Source organism: Nocardioides hwasunensis (genome assembly GCF_014779665.1).
Classification (GTDB): Bacteria; Actinomycetota; Actinomycetes; order Propionibacteriales; family Nocardioidaceae; genus Nocardioides; species Nocardioides hwasunensis.
The window spans coordinates 483,340-499,451 of record NZ_JACXYY010000002.1 but is presented as its reverse complement, the minus strand read 5'-3'; the positions used below and the strand labels follow the sequence as shown (position 1 = coordinate 499,451).

Annotated in this window: 12 protein-coding genes; 8 read left to right on the top strand and 4 right to left on the bottom strand. The window is 72.4% G+C overall.

Features of this window, described 5'->3' with window-relative positions; all coding sequences use genetic code 11:
* Positions 1 to 49: 49 nt before the first annotated feature.
* From IEZ25_RS06390 to IEZ25_RS06375, 4 genes are all read left to right on the top strand, one after another.
* Positions 50 to 1,834, top strand: a complete 1,785-nt coding sequence (locus IEZ25_RS06390; RefSeq protein ID WP_318152074.1) for an acetyl/propionyl/methylcrotonyl-CoA carboxylase subunit alpha — start codon at positions 50 to 52, stop codon at positions 1,832 to 1,834.
* 145 nt (positions 1,835 to 1,979) lie between these two features.
* Complete coding sequence (locus IEZ25_RS06385) at positions 1,980 to 2,618, top strand: TetR/AcrR family transcriptional regulator (RefSeq protein ID WP_191198555.1); 639 nt, start codon at positions 1,980 to 1,982, stop codon at positions 2,616 to 2,618.
* A complete protein-coding gene (locus IEZ25_RS06380) occupies positions 2,615 to 4,306 on the top strand; it encodes an FAD-binding dehydrogenase (RefSeq protein WP_191198554.1) in 1,692 nt (563 codons plus the stop codon). Before IEZ25_RS06385 ends, IEZ25_RS06380 begins: the two co-directional genes overlap by 4 nt.
* 26 nt (positions 4,307 to 4,332) lie before the next feature.
* A complete protein-coding gene (locus IEZ25_RS06375; RefSeq protein ID WP_191198553.1) occupies positions 4,333 to 5,265 on the top strand; it encodes an NADP-dependent oxidoreductase in 933 nt (310 codons plus the stop codon).
* Positions 5,266 to 5,273: 8 nt separating this feature from the next.
* Here the strand turns inward: IEZ25_RS06375 and IEZ25_RS06370 are convergent, their stop codons facing one another.
* Positions 5,274 to 5,975, bottom strand: a complete 702-nt coding sequence (locus IEZ25_RS06370; RefSeq protein ID WP_191198552.1) for a TetR/AcrR family transcriptional regulator — start codon at positions 5,973 to 5,975, stop codon at positions 5,274 to 5,276.
* 128 nt (positions 5,976 to 6,103) lie between these two features.
* Here IEZ25_RS06370 and IEZ25_RS06365 point away from each other — a divergent pair, with 128 nt between their 5' ends.
* Positions 6,104 to 7,042: an NAD-dependent epimerase/dehydratase family protein gene (locus IEZ25_RS06365; RefSeq protein WP_191198551.1), complete on the top strand. Its 939-nt coding sequence runs from the start codon at positions 6,104 to 6,106 to the stop codon at positions 7,040 to 7,042.
* A gap of 63 nt (positions 7,043 to 7,105) precedes the next feature.
* A complete protein-coding gene (locus tag IEZ25_RS06360; RefSeq protein ID WP_191198550.1) occupies positions 7,106 to 10,492 on the top strand; it encodes a pyruvate carboxylase in 3,387 nt (1,128 codons plus the stop codon).
* Here the strand turns inward: IEZ25_RS06360 and IEZ25_RS06355 are convergent.
* The 3 genes from IEZ25_RS06355 to IEZ25_RS06345 form a co-directional block, all read right to left on the bottom strand.
* The gene (locus tag IEZ25_RS06355) at positions 10,489 to 10,932 is read right to left on the bottom strand and encodes a ferritin-like domain-containing protein (RefSeq protein WP_191198549.1); all 444 of its coding nucleotides are present in this window, start codon (positions 10,930 to 10,932) and stop codon (positions 10,489 to 10,491) included. The two genes, IEZ25_RS06360 and IEZ25_RS06355, sit on opposite strands and share 4 nt — an antisense overlap.
* Before the next feature lie 80 nt (positions 10,933 to 11,012).
* Entirely contained in the window at positions 11,013 to 11,954 is a 942-nt protein-coding gene (locus tag IEZ25_RS06350; protein WP_191198548.1) for an SGNH/GDSL hydrolase family protein, read from the bottom strand.
* Positions 11,954 to 13,189 (bottom strand): SpoIID/LytB domain-containing protein, encoded by a 1,236-nt coding sequence (locus IEZ25_RS06345; RefSeq protein WP_191198547.1) that lies wholly within the window; start codon positions 13,187 to 13,189, stop codon positions 11,954 to 11,956. Before IEZ25_RS06345 ends, IEZ25_RS06350 begins: the two co-directional genes overlap by 1 nt.
* A gap of 226 nt (positions 13,190 to 13,415) precedes the next feature.
* Here IEZ25_RS06345 and IEZ25_RS06340 point away from each other — a divergent pair, with 226 nt between their 5' ends.
* On the top strand, positions 13,416 to 14,702 hold the full coding sequence (locus IEZ25_RS06340; protein WP_191198546.1) for an MFS transporter: 1,287 nt from the start codon (positions 13,416 to 13,418) through the stop codon (positions 14,700 to 14,702).
* The gene (locus IEZ25_RS06335) at positions 14,699 to 16,099 is read left to right on the top strand and encodes an FAD-binding oxidoreductase (RefSeq protein WP_191198545.1); all 1,401 of its coding nucleotides are present in this window, start codon (positions 14,699 to 14,701) and stop codon (positions 16,097 to 16,099) included. Before IEZ25_RS06340 ends, IEZ25_RS06335 begins: the two co-directional genes overlap by 4 nt.
* Positions 16,100 to 16,112: the final 13 nt, after the last annotated feature.

Sequence of the window (16,112 nt, the reverse complement as noted above, 5' to 3'; positions counted from 1 at the left end):
TCACGGCCGCCCACAGCCCAGCCTCGAGTCACCCCCCAGGAGTCCTCGCGTGAGCTTGAAGAAGGTCCTCATCGCCAACCGTGGCGAGATCGCCGTCCGCGTGATCCGCGCCTGCAAGGACGCCGGCATCGGCTCCGTCGCGGTCTACGCCGACCCCGACCGCGACGCCCTCTTCGTCCGGCTCGCCGACGAGGCCCACTCCCTCGGCGGTGCGACGCCGGCCGAGTCCTACCTCGACATCGCCAAGATCATCAAGGTCGCCCACGACACCGGCGCCGACTCCGTGCACCCGGGCTACGGCTTCCTCGCCGAGAACGCCGACTTCGCCCAGGCCGTCATCGACGCCGGGCTGGTCTGGATCGGCCCCCCGCCCGCGGCGATCGAGGCCCTCGGCGACAAGGCGAAGGCCAAGCACATCGCCGACCGCGCCGACGCCCCGCTCGCGCCGGGCACCAAGGACCCGGTCGCCGACGCCGACGAGGTCGTCGAGTTCGCGAAGGCCAACGGGCTCCCGGTCGCGATCAAGGCCGTCTTCGGTGGCGGCGGTCGCGGCCTCAAGGTCGCCCGCACCCTCGAGGAGATCCCCGACGCCTACGAGTCCGCCGTGCGCGAGGCCGTCACCGCCTTCGGGCGCGGCGAGTGCCTGGTCGAGAAGTTCCTGGACAAGCCCCGCCACGTCGAGACCCAGTGCCTGGCCGACCAGCACGGCAACGTCGTCGTCGTGAGCACCCGCGACTGCTCGCTGCAGCGCCGCAACCAGAAGCTCGTCGAGGAGGCCCCCGCGCCGTTCCTCACCGACGCGCAGCTCACCGAGCTGTACGAGTCGTCCAAGCGCATCCTCAAGGAGGCCGGCTACTACGGCGCCGGCACCTGCGAGTTCCTCGTCGCCCAGGACGGCACGATCTCCTTCCTCGAGGTCAACACCCGCCTCCAGGTCGAGCACTGCGTCTCCGAGGAGGTCACCGGCATCGACCTCGTGCGCGAGATGTTCCGCATCGCCGCCGGCGAGGAGCTCGGCTACGGCGACCCCGAGATCCGCGGCCACTCCATCGAGTTCCGCATCAACGCCGAGGACGGCGGGCGCAACTTCATGCCCGCGCCCGGCACCCTCTCCGCATGGGCACCGCCATCCGGTCCCGGCGTACGCCTCGACGGCGGCTACGAGAACGGCGAGACCATCCCGGGTTCGTTCGACTCCCTCATCGCCAAGCTCATCGTCACCGGCACCACCCGCACCCAGGCCCTCGAGCGCTCGCGCCGCGCCCTCGACGAGTTCGTCGTCGACGGCATGCCCACCGTCATCCCCTTCCACCGCGCCGTCGTCTCCGACCCGGCCTACGTCGGGCCGTCCACCCCGTCGGGCGAGGGCGAGTTCACCGTCTACACGCAGTGGATCGAGACCGAGTTCGACAACCAGCTCGAGCCCTACTCCGGCGACTCCGCCGAGGCCGAGGAGCACGGCGAGCGGCAGAAGGTCACCGTCGAGGTCGGCGGCAAGCGCCTCGAGGTCGTCCTGCCCGCCGGGCTCGGTGGGCTCTCCGGCGGCGGCGGCGCTGCCGGCGGCGGCGCGAAGAAGGCCGGCAAGCGCACCGCGAAGAAGTCCGGCGCCGCAGCGTCCGGCGACGCGGTCACCTCGCCCATGCAGGGCACCATCGTCAAGATCTCCGTCGAGGACGGCCAGAGCGTCGCCGAGGGCGACGTCGTCGTCGTGATGGAGGCGATGAAGATGGAGCAGCCGCTCAAGGCCCACAAGGCCGGGACCGTCACCGGCCTCTCCGCCGAGGTCGGCGCCACCGTCACCAACGGCGCCGTGATCTGCGAGATCAAGGACTGATCGAGCGGTCGAGGCCGACTTTTGCACCCGAGTCTCCCGCTTGTCGGCCGAGATCTGGTGTGACAAGCGGGGCGGTCCCCGGATATCCGGTAACTCCAGAGAGACATAGATAGCAAGTGCTCACTTTCTATGTGACACTGGCGTAGTGACCACTACTCGCGAACGGCGTACGCAGGCCGAGCGCCGCGAAGGCACCATCGCCGCGCTCCTCGACGCGACCGTGGCGTGCCTGACCGAGCGGGGGTACGCCGCCACCTCGACCGCCGCGGTCTGCGCGGAGGCGGGCGTGAGCCAGGGAGCGCTGTTCCGGTACTTCCCGACGCGACAGGCGCTGCTCGTGGCGACCGCCGAGCACGTCGCGACCCGCAACGTCGAGGCCTTCCGCACGACGGTCGCAGGAGCGTCCGTCGCGACCGCCGACGACGTCGCCGCCGTCCTCGGCCACCTCCGCCGCGCGGTCCTCTCCCCCACCAACCAGACCTGGCGCGAGCTGCTCGTCGCGGCCCGCGCCGACGCCGACCTCCGGGTGGCGCTCCACCCCGCCCGGGAGTCGCTCCACGCGCAGATGCTCGCTGCGGCGGCCGACCTGTGGGGCGAGCACCTCGGCGCCGACGACCTCGCCGCCGTCCTCAGCATCGTGGTCAACATGCTCGACGGGCTGGCGTTCTCCGCCCTCGACCCCGACCCGACCGCGCCACCGGGCCGCACCGTCGAGCGGGCGCTGCGCCTGCTCGCCGAGATGATCGTGCGCCACTACCCCTCGCCGATGGAGCAGCACGCATGAGCACCTTCCACCCCGACGTCATCGTCGTCGGCGCCGGTCTCGCCGGCCTCGTCACCACCCACGAGCTCGCCCTGGCCGGCAAGAAGGTGCTCGTCCTCGACCAGGAGAACCGCGCCAACCTCGGCGGCCAGGCGTGGTGGTCGCTCGGCGGGCTCCTCTTCGTCGACAGCCCGGAGCAGCGCCGGATGGGCATCACCGACTCCCCCGAGCTCGCATGGCAGGACTGGCAGGGCTCCGCCCAGTTCGACCGGCTCGGTGACGGCACCGACGGCCCGGGCCGCGGCGAGGACTTCTGGCCGCAGCAGTGGGCAAAGGCCTACGTCGACTTCGCGCACCGCGAGAAGCGCGGCTACCTCCACGAGCTCGGTCTCAAGTCGCTGCCGTTCGTCGGCTGGGCCGAGCGCGGCGACGGCCGCGCGACCGGCCACGGCAACTCGGTCCCCCGCTTCCACCTCACCTGGGGCACCGGCCCCGAGGTCGTCCGGATCTTCGCCGAGCCGGTCGAGCGGGCCGAGGCGGCCGGGCTCGTACGCTTCGCCTTCCGCCACCAGGTGGACGAGCTGGTCGTCGAGGACGGCGCCGTCGTCGGCGTGCGCGGCACGATCCTGGCCGATGACGACAGTGCCCGGGGGGTGAGGTCCAGCCGCGACCAGGCCGGCGACTTCGAGCTGCGCGCCCCGGCTGTCGCCGTGACGAGCGGCGGCATCGGTCACAACCACGAGCTCATGCGCCGCAGCTGGCCGACCGCGCGCGTGGGCGCGGCTCCCGAGCACATGATCTCCGGCGTGCCCGCGCACGTCGACGGTCGGATGCAGGCCATCTCCGAGACGGCCGGCGCGACCATGGTCAACAAGGACCGGATGTGGGCCTACGTCGAGGGCATCCACAACTGGGACCCGGTCTGGCCCGACCACGCGATCCGGATCCTGCCCGGCCCGTCGTCGATGTGGTTCGACGCCACCGGCAAGCGGCTCGAGGGCATGTCCGGCGTCCCCGGCGCCGACTCGATCGGGGCGATGAAGCAGATCCTCGCCGCCGGACACGACTACTCGTGGTTCGTCCTCACCCAGTCGGTGATCGAGAAGGAGTTCGCCCTCTCCGGATCCGAGCAGAACCCCGACATCACCGGCAAGGACCTGAAGTTCCTGGCGCAGAGCCGCCTCGCCAAGGGCGCGCCCGGCCCGGTCGAGGCGTTCAAGGAGCACGGCGTCGACTTCGTGGTGGCCGACACCCTCGCCGAGCTGGTCACCGGGATGAACGAGCTCGCCCGCGGCCCGAAGCTCGACGTCGACGACCTCGAGCGGCAGATCGTCGCGCGGGACCGGGAGATGGACAACGCCTTCTCCAAGGACGTCCAGGTGATGGCGATCCACAACGCGCGCCGCAGCCGCACGGACAAGCTGATCCGCGTCGCGAAGCCGCACAAGGTCCTCGACCCCTCGCACGGCCCGCTCATCGCCGTACGCCTCAACATCCTGTCCCGCAAGACCCTCGGCGGGCTCGAGACCGACCTCGACGGCCGGTGCGTGGCCGCCGACGGCTCCCGGGTGCCCGGCCTCTACGCCGCCGGCGAGGTCGCCGGCTTCGGTGGCGGCGGCGTGCACGGCTACAACGCCCTCGAGGGGACCTTCCTCGGCGGCTGCATCTTCTCCGGGAGGGCCGTGGGACGGGCGCTCGCCCGCTCGTAGCGCGAGGCTCGCGCTACGTTCGAGCCATGGCACAGCACTGGATCGCGACGCGCCCCGGCGACCTCGAGGTGTTCTCCTTCGAGCCCTACGACGCGCCCGCGCCACGCAGCGGCGAGGTCACGATCGAGGTGCGCGCCGCCGGGATGAACCCGGCCGACGCCAAGCACGTCGCCCGAGGCAGGGACGAGGACTTCCCACGCCCCATCGGCTACGAGGTCGCGGGCGTCGTCACGGCCGTCGGGCCCGACACCGAGATCGGCTCGGGGACCGTCACCGTCGGCGACGAGGTCCTCGCGTTCCGGATCAGCGGCGGGTGGGCGAGCGAGGTGACGGTGGCGGCCAGCGCCGTGTTCGCGAAGCCTGCGTCACTGTCCTTCGCCGAGGCCGCGAACCTCCTGCTCGCCGCGACGACGGCCGCGGAGATGCTCCACGTCACCGGCGTCGGCGAGGGTGACACGATCCTGGTCCACGGCGCCTCGGGTGCCGTCGGCGTGAGCGTGCTGCAGCAGGCCGCGATGCTCGGCGCCAGGGCGATCGGGACCGCGAGCGGGTCGTCCTTCGGCGTCGTCGAGCGGTTCGGCGGGACGCCGGTCGCGTACGGCGACGGGCTCGAGCAGCGCGTGCGTGACGCGGCCCCCGACGGCGTGGTCGCCGCCCTCGACTGCGTGGGGACCGACGAGGCCGTCGACGTGTCGCTCGCGACCGTCGCCGACAGGAGTCGGATCGTCACCATCGCCGCCCCGGACCGCGCGAAGGACGAGGGCTTCATCGCGATCGCCGGTGCGCTCCCCGAGAGCCAGGCCTACCGCGACTCCGTGCGCGCCGACCTGGTGCGGCTCGCCGGCGAGGGTCGGCTCGTCGTGCCGGTCGCCCGCACCTTCGCGCTCGCCGATGCCGTCGAGGCGACCGAGCTGCTGATGGGCGCTCACCCCGGCGGGAAGCTCGCGCTGGAGCCCTGAGGGCCGGGCTAGGCCAGGCCGACCGACTCCACCAGCGCCGCGAGGTGCTGCTCGAAGAGGTCGGCGGGCTCGGCGAAGGTCGCCGTGCCGTACTGCCCGAACACCTCCCAGGTCACGCAGCCGAACAGCGCCGCCCACGCGAAGAGGCCCCGCGCGATCAGTGCCTCGGGCACGCTCAGCCCCATCTCGCGGCGGATCCGGGCGAGGTCGCGGGAGAGCCGGCGAGGCTTCAGCGGCTCGTCGTCGACCGCGATCGCGCCTGCTCGCCAGGCGTCCTCCCAGACCTCGACGAGGCGGCCGACGACACGGACACCGGAGCCGGTCGTCTGCTCGGCGGGCGCCTCGTAACCCGGTACGGGGCTGCCGAAGAGCAAGGCGTACGTCGCCGGCTCGGCGAGCCCCCACCCCCGGACGGCACGGCCGATGGCCGTCATCCGGCCGGCGAAGTCAGTCGGGTCCACGGAGGCGAGGGCCGTGTCGACGGCGTCACCCAGCTCGTCGTAGCCGTCGACCACCAGCAGGGTGAGCAGCTCGTCGCGGCTGGCGACGTAGCGGTAGACCGCCGACGAGACGAGGCCCAGGTCGCGGGCGACCGCTCGGAGCGAGAGCGCGGCCGCGCCGTCGGTGGCGAGGTGCGCGCGCCCGATGCGGACGATGTCGCGCATCGTCTGCTCGCGCGCCCGGGCGCGGGGCGAGGAGTCGTTCGGCATGTGACCATCGTGCCACGAACGTGAGCACCGGTGACTGAAGAGAGCGGTGCTCTTGCATTTGAGGCCGCGACGAGCCATGCTGATCAAAACGAGAGCAGTGCTCTCTCAATCGATCGCAGGAGAGACCCATGGACATCCACGTCGTCACCGGAGCCGGACCCGTCGGTTCGACCGTCGCCACGCAGCTCGCCGAGGCCGGCCACCAGGTCCGGCTGCTGACACGCTCCGGGAGCGGCCCGGTCCACCCGCTGATCGAGCGTCTGGAGGTCGACGTCTCGCAGCCGGCCGCCCTCGGCAGCGCCTTCGACGGCGCGGTCGCGATCCACCACTGCATCCACGGATCGGCGTACGACGCCAAGGTGTGGCGCGCCGAGCTGCCGCAGGCCGAGCTCGCGGTCCTCGAGGCGGCCGGCCGCGCCGGTGCGGTCGTGGTGTTCCCCGAGAGCCTCTACGCCTACGGCCGGGTCGACGGCGTGATGACCGAGTCGTCGCCGCGAGCCGCGACGACGGGCAAGCTCGGTGTCCGCACCGAGCTCCTCGCCCAGCGCGACGCGTCGAGCACACCCACGGTCAGCGTCGCCGCATCGGACTTCTACGGCCCCGCCGTGCGTACGGCCCACGCCGGCGACCGGATGATCCCGACGGTCCTGGCCGGGAGGACCATGCGCGTCCTCGGCAGCCTCGACCAGCCGCACTCCTTCACCTACGTCCCCGACCTCGCCGCCGCGATGATCGCCGCCGCAGCGACCCCCGAGCTGTGGAACTCCTTCCTGCACGCGCCGACCGCGGAGCCGGTCACCCAGCGGCAGCTCGTCGAGATGGTGGCGCGGGCCGGCGGCGTGCCCACCCCGAAGATGTCCGCGATCCCGGTCGGCGTGATGAGCGCGATGGGTGTCGTCTCCCGCACGATGCGGGAGATGGCGGAGACCGGCTACATGTTCACCGATCCGTTCGTCATGGACTCGACCGCGAGCGAGCAGCGTCTCGGGCTCGCGCCGACCCCGATGAGCGAGGGGCTCGCGACGACGGTCGCATGGTGGCGCGCGCAGGAGCAGCAGGCGGCCTGACGCAGGTGCCCGGGTGCCGGACATGAGTCGCGGGTCACACTCCCACTGGATAGCGTTCGCCCCATGTTCTCCAAGGTGCTCGTCGCCAACCGTGGCGAGATCGCAGTCCGGGCCTTCCGCGCAGCACGTGAGATCGGCGTGCGCACGGTGGCCGTGTTCCCCCACGAGGACCGCGGGTCCGAGCACCGGATGAAGGCCGAGGAGGCCTACCAGATCGGGGAGGTGGGCCACCCGGTCCGCGCCTACCTCGATCCCGAGGCGATCGTCGCGGTCGCGGTCCAGTGCGGCGCCGACGCGATCTACCCCGGCTACGGCTTCCTCTCCGAGAACCCCGCCCTCGCCGAGGCGTGCGCCGCCAACGGCATCACGTTCATCGGCCCCAGCGCCGACGTCCTCACCCTGACCGGCAACAAGGCGCGCGCGATCGCCGCGGCCAAGGCCGCCGGCGTACCGGTGCTCGAGTCCGTGCCGCCGTCCACCGACGTCGAGGAGCTGCTGAAGGCCGCTGAGGCGATCGAGGCACCTCTCTTCGTCAAGGCCGTCGCCGGCGGCGGTGGTCGCGGCATGCGTCGCGTCGACGACCGCGCCGACCTGCGCGAGGCCATCGAGACCTGCATGCGCGAGGCCGAGGGCGCCTTCGGCGACCCGACCGTCTTCATCGAGCAGGCCGTCGTCGACCCGCGCCACATCGAGGTGCAGATCCTGTCCGACGGCACCGGGTCGGACGACGGGGTCATCCACCTCTACGAGCGCGACTGCTCGGTCCAGCGCCGCCACCAGAAGGTCGTGGAGATCGCGCCCGCGCCCAACCTCGACCCCGAGCTGCGCGACCGCATCTGCGCCGACGCGGTCCGCTTCGCCCGCGAGATCGACTACAAGAACGCCGGCACCGTCGAGTTCCTGCTCGACCCGTCGGGCAAGTACGTCTTCATCGAGATGAACCCGCGCATCCAGGTCGAGCACACCGTGACCGAGGAGGTCACCGGGGTCGACCTCGTGCAGTCCCAGATGCGCATCGCCGCCGGCGCCACCCTGGCCGACCTGGAGCTCACCCAGGAGTCGGTGCAGCCGCGCGGGTTCGCGCTCCAGTGCCGCATCACCACCGAGGACCCGGCCAACGGCTTCCGGCCCGACACCGGCAAGATCACGATGTACCGCTCCCCCGGCGGTCCCGGCGTGCGCCTCGACGGCGGCACCACCTACACCGGCGCCGAGATCAGCCCCCACTTCGACTCGATGCTGGCCAAGCTGACCTGTCGCGGTCGCACGTTCGAGGCCGCCGTCGAGAAGGCTCGTCGCGCCCTCCTGGAGTTCCGCATCCGCGGCGTCTCCACCAACGTCGGCTTCCTGCAGGCCGTGCTGGCCGACCCGGACTTCGCCTCCGGCGGTGTCACCACCTCCTTCATCGAGGACCACCCGCAGCTGCTCAAGGCGCAGTTCGGCGGCGACCGCGCCACCCGGTTGCTCGACTTCCTCGCCGACGTCACCGTCAACCAGCCGCACGGCGCCGCGCCCGTCACCGTGACCCCGGTCAGCAAGCTGCCGCAGCTCGACCGCTCGCAACCGGTGCCCGACGGCACGCGCCAGCTGCTGCGCGACATCGGCCCCGAGGAGTTCGCGCGCCGGCTGCGCGCCCAGGACACCGTGGCCGTCACCGACACCACGTTCCGCGACGCCCACCAGTCGCTGCTCGCCACCCGGGTGCGCACCCGCGACCTGCTCGCGGTCGCCGACCACGTCGCCCGCACCACGCCGCAGCTGTGGTCGGTCGAGTGCTGGGGCGGGGCGACGTACGACGTGGCACTCCGATTCCTCAACGAGGACCCGTGGGAGCGGCTCGCCGCCCTGCGCGAGGCCATCCCCAACATCGGCCTGCAGATGCTGCTGCGCGGTCGCAACACCGTCGGCTACACGCCCTACCCGACCGAGGTCACCGAGGCCTTCGTCCAGGAGGCCGCCGAGACCGGCATCGACGTGTTCCGCGTCTTCGACGCCCTCAACGACGTCTCCCAGATGCGACCGGCCATCGACGCCGTGCGCGCGACGGGGACGTCCGTGGCCGAGGTCGCCCTCTGCTACACCGGCGACCTGTCGTCGCCCGGCGAGAGGCTCTACACCCTCGACTACTACCTCCGCCTCGCCGACCAGATCGTCGAGGCCGGCGCCCACGTCCTGGCCATCAAGGACATGGCCGGGCTGCTCCGCGCCCCCGCCGCCCGCACCCTGGTCACGGCGCTGCGCGAGCGGTTCGACCTCCCGGTCCACCTGCACACGCACGACACCCCCGGCGGCCAGCTCGCCACGCTGCTCGCGGCGATCGACGCCGGGGTCGACGCCGTCGACGCCGCCTCCGCCTCGATGGCCGGCGGCACCTCGCAGCCCGCGCTGTCAGCCCTCGTCTCGGCGACCGACCACTCCGCGCGCGAGACCGGCCTCTCGCTCGCCGCGGTCAACGCGATGGAGCCCTACTGGGAGGCGGTGCGTCGCGTCTACGCGCCCTTCGAGTCCGGACTGCCGGCCCCGACCGGTCGGGTCTACCGCCACGAGATCCCGGGCGGGCAGCTCTCCAACCTGCGCCAGCAGGCGATCGCACTCGGTCTCGGCGAGAAGTTCGAGCAGGTCGAGGACATGTACGCCGCGGCCAACGACATCCTCGGCAACGTCGTGAAGGTGACCCCGTCGTCGAAGGTCGTCGGCGACCTCGCGCTGGCCCTCGTCGCAGCGTCGGCCGACCCGGCCGAGTTCGAGGCCGACCCGGCGTCGTACGACGTCCCGGACTCCGTGATCGGCTTCCTCAACGGCGAGCTGGGCGACCCGCCCGGTGGCTGGCCCGAGCCCTTCCGCAGCAAGGCGCTGGCGGGCCGGACCTGGAAGCAGCCGGTCGAGACGCTCACCGACGAGCAGCAGGCGAGCCTGGAGACCGACCGCCGCGAGACGCTCAACGAGCTCCTCTTCCCCGGCCCGACGGCCGCCTTCCACGAGTCGCGGGAGAAGTACGGCGACCTGGCGGGCGTCTCGACGATCGACTACCTCTACGGCCTGCGCCGGGGTGAGGAGCACCAGGTGCGGGTCCGCGAGGGCCGGGAGATGATCTTCGGCCTCGAGGCGATCAGCGAGCCCGACGAGCGCGGTTTCCGCAACGTGATGGCGACCGTCGACGGCCAGATGCGACCGGTGCAGGTGCGTGATCGCAGCATCGCCGCCGACGTCGCCTCCGCGGAGAAGGCCGACCCGTCCCACAGCGGCCACGTGGCAGCGCCCTACGACGGCGCGGTCACCGTGTCCGTCGCGGAGGGTGACTCCGTCGAGGTCGGCCAGACGGTGGCGACGGTCGAGGCCATGAAGATGGAGGCCTCGATCACCGCCCCGATCGCGGGCACGGTCCAGCGGCTGGCGATCCCGTCCACCCAGGCCGCCGAGGGCGGCGACCTGGTGCTGGTGATCGGCTAGCTCGCCGCCTGGAGCGCCTTGACCTCGTCGCGGGCAGCGACGACCTCTCCGCGCTGACGGCTGACGACCTGGCGGAAGCCGTCGCTCAGGTTCATCTCCAGGGCCTTGTCGTACTCCGAGACGGTGTGGTCCTCGCCGGTGACGGCAGCCTTGAGGACCGCACTCGCGTCGTCGCCCGTCAGGGCGTCCTTCAGCGAGATCCAGCCGCGGTGCACGGCCGCCGCGACCGACCCGCTCTCGTCGACGTCGTCGCCGTAGTCGTGGCCCAGGTCGACGATCTCCCGGTGGAAGCCGGCCCGCTGCGCCGAGAGTCGCTCCAGCGTCCCGCCCCACTCGGCGTGCTCGCCGTCGCGCACCTTCTCCGCGGCGTCGGCGAAGCCGCGCTCGCCGTCCTTCAGCGTCTCGACCAGTTCCTTGGCCGCCTTGGCATCGTCGGACATGCATGCTCCTTCGTCGGTGGATGTCCTGCCATGCTCGCCCACGCGCTGGCCCGCCGAACCACCCGAGGGGATGACGGCCGCTACCCCTCGGCTGGCTCGTTGAGCACGACGACGTCGGGGTCCGGCTCGGCGTACTCGGTCCTCTCCGGCTCCTCACCGGTGATCTGCTCATAGATCACCGCGGCCATGGCACGCATGCCGTTGAGCTTGGGGTGGAACGGCGCGGCGACACCCGCGCGGAACCGCGGGCCGTTGATCCACGCCCCACGCTGCGCGCACACGTCGTGGCCCTGCGAGGGCTTCGCCATGTCGACGTACGACGCCCCGCCGGCCTTCGCGCCTGCGCGCAGCGACGCGTTGAGGATCCCGGCGATGTCGGCGACGGGGCCGAGCACGTCGGCCGGCACGCCGACCGCGGCGCACGTGCCCTCGGTCGGCAGGATGTCGGGGTAGCCGACGACGTAGACGGTCGCCTCCGGCGCACGCGAGCGGATCCCGCGCACGGCCTTGCGGATGTTGCCCGCGACCTTGCCGGCATCGGCTCGCAGCCGGTCGAGCGGGCAGGCCGCACCGTCCTGGCACTGGATCAGCGAGGTGTAGATGCCGAAGTCGTTGCCGCCCATGCCGAGGGTCACCAGGTCGGTGTCCTCCGAGAGCGCGTCGAGCTGGGGCGGTGCCGTCGTGCCGTCGAAGAGCCTCATCGGGGCGGTGAGGTCCGCGGTCGTCGCGGCCGAGCACGTCACGTCGGTGTAGCTCTTGACGTCGAGCCAGTCGGCGAGGAACGCCGGGTAGTTGTCCCGCGAGCGGGCGCACCCGTTGGGGTCGGTGCGCATGGTGCCGATGAAAGGCCCCGCGGAGAAGGAGTCCCCCAGCGCCACGTAGTCGACGTCGGAGGTGACCTCGGTGTCGGTGACCGGGTCGGGCGCGGGGCTGCCTCCCTCGCCGGGTGAGGTCCCCCCGGACGAGCAGGCGGTCAGGAGCACGAGGCCCGCGAGCAGCGCCGACAGGCGCGAGCGGCCCACTAGCGTGCCGGGCCCTTCTGTCGCGGCGTGACGCCGAAGGTGAACCAGTCGGAGTAGAGGCCGAAGGAGGACCGCACGGTGTCACCGTCGACGCGGACCGTCCCGGTCGTCCCGATGAAGGCCATGTCGGTGACCCGGCCGCCGAGGTCGCCGTTGCCGTCGCGAGCGGTCACCTCGATGGAGGTGAGGTCACCGATCTGGGGCCAGTGCTTCTCGACCTGGGTGTCGTCGATCGTCGTCGTCCAGGCGGAGTACGTCGGGTTGGCGACACCGTCGTAGGGATCGGCCTGCGCCACCAGGTAGGGCATCGACCCGGCTGCGGAGAATCCTCCGTTGCTCGCGGAGAACTGGGTGAAGGCGGGCCGACCGTCGTGGAACAGGCCCTTCCTCGCGGTGGCCTTGATCGCTGCGGTGGCGGCCGGGTGCTCGGTCGCCACGCCGCCGTAGACCTGGCACTGGCTGGTGTCGCAGAGGTCGTAGTGGGACGCCGATGGGTGGGCACGCTCGAACGCGGCGTAGGTGCGCGCCGCCACCGACTGGGCGCTGACGGCTGCCGGCTCCCACAGGGCCGGGACCTCGTCGGGCACCACGCCGCGGAGGTAGGCCTCCATGGGCAGCCTGTTGACCGTCTGGCGCTTGGTGCTCTGGCGCGGGGCGACCGACTGGAGGGTGCCGCGGTAGTCGCGGCGGGCACCGCCGGGCAGCACCAGGGTGAGCGTGCCCGCGGTCGAGGAGAACTCGGCCTGGCCCGGCAGCTTCTTCCAGGTCCGCCACGGACCGCGCTTGGTGTACTGGACCTGGGTGTCCTGCCCCTTGGCGATGAGACGCCACTTCTTCGCGCCGTTGGCGGGGAGCCGCCACGTGCGGGAGCGCTCGAGGCTGCGCACCTTGGTGCCGGACCGGGCCACGACCTGCACGTCGCGTCCGGTGTCGGCGGTGATCAGCACCCGGATCTTGCCCTTGATCTCGCCCCAGGTCGTCCCGGGGTAGTAGAACTCGTTGATCTGCTGCCAGGTCAGTCCCTGCAGGGCCGCGCCCTGCGCGCCGTACTGCGAGAGACCGCGGCCGTGGCCGTAGCCGTGCCCGGTCAGCGTGATGGCCGTGCTGCCCGGCGTCGACCACGTCTCGACCTTCTTGCGCGGTGCGGCGTCGGCGGAGGAGGCGGGCAGGACGGGCAGCACCAGCAGGCTCGCGAGGGCGGCGAGCAGCACGCGGGCAGGACGCAGGCGGGACATGTGATCTCCCCCGGGAGTGACGACGGACCGAACGACCGAGACTACCTCCGGCCCGCGAACGCCGGCTGCCGTCCCGGACGACCACACGGTGCTCCGGGCAGTGGGTGGAGGACCTCTCCACCGTCCACGCACAGTGACGGAGGTCACCTCCATCGTCGCGGCGGGCCGTGGTCCGTAGCGTCCGGACCGGGCGGCGACCGGGCCGCTCCCGAGCCAGGAGCACCCGATGGCACTGACCGAGATCCCCTCCCCCGCACTGCCGCCCGCCACGGACGGCCCGAGCGTCGAGAGGCCCCCGCTGCGGCGGATGTCGTTCGGCCTGCTGATGGTCTACGTCGCGATCCTCGCGGTGAACTCGGGGGGCAACGGCATCCTGCTGCCCAACATCGTGGCCGGGATCGACGAGGCCGCCAAGGTCGGCAACCTCGCCTTCGTCACCACCGTGGCCTTCGTCGCCAACATCTTCGCCCAGCCGGTGGCCGGCGCGCTGTCCGACGCCACGCGCTCCCGCTTCGGCCGGCGCACGCCGTGGATGGTCGGCGGCGCCCTGCTGACCAGCGGCTTCCTCCTCGGCCTGCCGCTCGCGGGCTCGGTGCTCGCCGTGGCGCTCGTGTGGCTCGTCGTCCAGGTCGGCGTGAACACCCTCCAGGCCGCTGCGACCGCGATCGTGCCCGACCGCTATCCCCCGGCCCGGCGCGGAGGGGTCTCGGCGATGATCGGGGTCGGCATCACCATCGGCAACGCCGTCGGGGTGATCGTCGCCGGCGGAGCTGCGAGCCGCGGCCTCCTGCCCTACGTCGTCCTCGCACTCCTGGTGCTCGCCGTCGTCGGTCTCTTCGTGGTGCTCAACCGCGATCCCTCGAGCGCCGGCCTCGCCCGCGAGCGCACGTCGGCGAAGGACTTCCTGCGCGGCTTCTGGATCAGCCCGCGCCGGCACCCCGACTTCGCGTGGGCCTTCGCCTCGCGCTTCCTCATGGTGATCGGCTTCTACGGCTCGCAGACCTACGGCCTCTACATCCTGCGCGACTACATCGGGCTCAGCGACGCCGAGTCCAACTCCTTCGCCGCCACGATGGGCGTCGTGCTGCTGGTCGGCGTGCTGCTCTCCGCACTGGGCAGCGGCTGGCTCTCGGACAGGGTCGGGCGCCGCAAGCCGTTCATCGTGTGGTCGTCGGTCGTGATGTCGCTCGCCCTGGCCATCCCGCTCGTCGTGCCCACCACGACCGGGGTGCTGGCGTACGCCTTCCTGCTCGGCCTGGGCTTCGGCGTCTACATCTCCATCGACCTGGCGCTGATGACCGAGGTGCTCCCGGCCCGCCTGCAGGGTGGGAGCAGCGCCGGTCGCGACCTGGCCATCCTCGGGCTGGCGACGACGCTGCCGCAGGCGATGAGCCCGTCGATCGCCGCGGCGCTCGTCACGATCACCGGTGGCTACCCCGCGGTGTTCGTCTCCGGGATCGTCTTCGTGATGCTCGGCGCCGTGCTGGTCCGCCCGATCAAGGCCGTGCGATGACCCTCACGACCGCTCGCGACGCCGTGCTGGTCGATCTCGAGGACCTGGCCGGGCTGCTGCCGCCCGGCACGCTGCTCACCGACCCGGCCTCGACGGCCCGCTACAGCCACGACGAGGCCGAGTGGGCGCCGTACGCCGTCCCGCTCGCCGTGGCCCGGCCGACCTCCGCCGAGCAGGTGCGCACCCTCGTGCGCTGGTGCGTCGAGCACGACGTGCCCGTCGTGCCGCGCGGCGCGGGCACCGGCCTGTCCGGCGGGGCGAACGCGGTGTCCGGGGGCATCGTCGTCAGCTTCGAGCAGATGGCCGCCGTGACCCGCATCGACCCGGTCGAGCGCCTGGCCGTCGTCCAGCCAGGGGTCGTGAACGACGACCTGCGCGCGGCGGTCGCCGAGCACGGCCTGTGGTACCCGCCGGACCCGGCCAGCTCTCCCTGGTCGACCATCGGCGGCAACGTCGCGACCAACGCCGGCGGCCTGTGCTGCGTGAAGTACGGCGTCACCGGCGACTACGTCCTCGCCCTCGAGGTCGTCACCGGCACCGGCGAGCTCGTGCGCGTGGGCCGCGAGACCGCCAAGGGCGTCGCCGGCTACGACCTGGTCTCCCTGCTGGTCGGCTCCGAGGGCACCCTCGGGCTGGTCACCGAGATCACCGTGCGGCTGCGCCCGGCGCGGCCGGCCGAGCAGACGGTCGTCGGCTTCTTCGACTCGCTCGTCGCGGCCGGCGAGGCCGTGGCCGCGGTGGCGCGCGCCGGCGCCATCCCCTCGGCGCTCGAGCTGCTCGACCGGCACTGCCTCACGGCCGTCAACGACTGGAAGAACCTCGGCATCGAGGCCGACTGCGAGGCGATCCTCCTCGCCCGCGTCGACGGCCCGGGCGCCGCCGGGATCGCCGAGGCCGAGGCCGTCCTGGGCGCCTTCGAGGGCGCCGGCGCGACGTTCGCGGCGCGCTCGGAGGACGAGGCGGAGGCCGACGCGATGTTCGCTGCCCGCCGCCTGGCCTACCCCGCCCTCGAGCGGCTCGGACCGGTGCTCACCGAGGACGTCTGCGTGCCGGTCGGACGGGTGCCCGAGATGCTCGCCGCCGTGCAGGCGATCGCGGAGCGGCACGACGTGCTGATCGCCAACATCGCCCACGCGGGCGACGGCAACCTGCACCCGCTGATCATCACCCCCGCCGGCGACGACGCGGCGCGCGTGCGCGCCCAGCACGCCTTCGACGACATCATCGTCGAGGCACTCGCCTGCGGCGGGACCGTCACCGGCGAGCACGGGGTCGGCCTGCTGAAGCGTGCCGGGCTGGCCGCCGAGCTGCCCCCGGCCGTCGTCGAGATGCATCGCGCGATCCGGCGGGCACTCGACCCCCGGGGGGTGCTCAACCCCGGCAAGGTCGTCACCTGACCCGTGGGTCCGG

Bases quoted from the DNA above. Each gene is read 5' to 3' on its own strand.
- IEZ25_RS06380 (WP_191198554.1), top strand. From the start codon at position 2,615: ATGAGCACCTTCCACCCCGACGTCATCGTCGTCGGCGCCGGTCTCGCC.
- IEZ25_RS06375 (WP_191198553.1), top strand. From the start codon at position 4,333: ATGGCACAGCACTGGATCGCGACGCGCCCCGGCGACCTCGAGGTGTTC.
- IEZ25_RS06370 (WP_191198552.1), bottom strand. From the start codon at position 5,975: ATGCCGAACGACTCCTCGCCCCGCGCCCGGGCGCGCGAGCAGACGATG.
- IEZ25_RS06365 (WP_191198551.1), top strand. From the start codon at position 6,104: ATGGACATCCACGTCGTCACCGGAGCCGGACCCGTCGGTTCGACCGTC.
- IEZ25_RS06360 (WP_191198550.1), top strand. From the start codon at position 7,106: ATGTTCTCCAAGGTGCTCGTCGCCAACCGTGGCGAGATCGCAGTCCGG.
- IEZ25_RS06355 (WP_191198549.1), bottom strand. From the start codon at position 10,932: ATGTCCGACGATGCCAAGGCGGCCAAGGAACTGGTCGAGACGCTGAAG.
- IEZ25_RS06345 (WP_191198547.1), bottom strand. From the start codon at position 13,189: ATGTCCCGCCTGCGTCCTGCCCGCGTGCTGCTCGCCGCCCTCGCGAGC.
- IEZ25_RS06340 (WP_191198546.1), top strand. From the start codon at position 13,416: ATGGCACTGACCGAGATCCCCTCCCCCGCACTGCCGCCCGCCACGGAC.
- IEZ25_RS06335 (WP_191198545.1), top strand. From the start codon at position 14,699: ATGACCCTCACGACCGCTCGCGACGCCGTGCTGGTCGATCTCGAGGAC.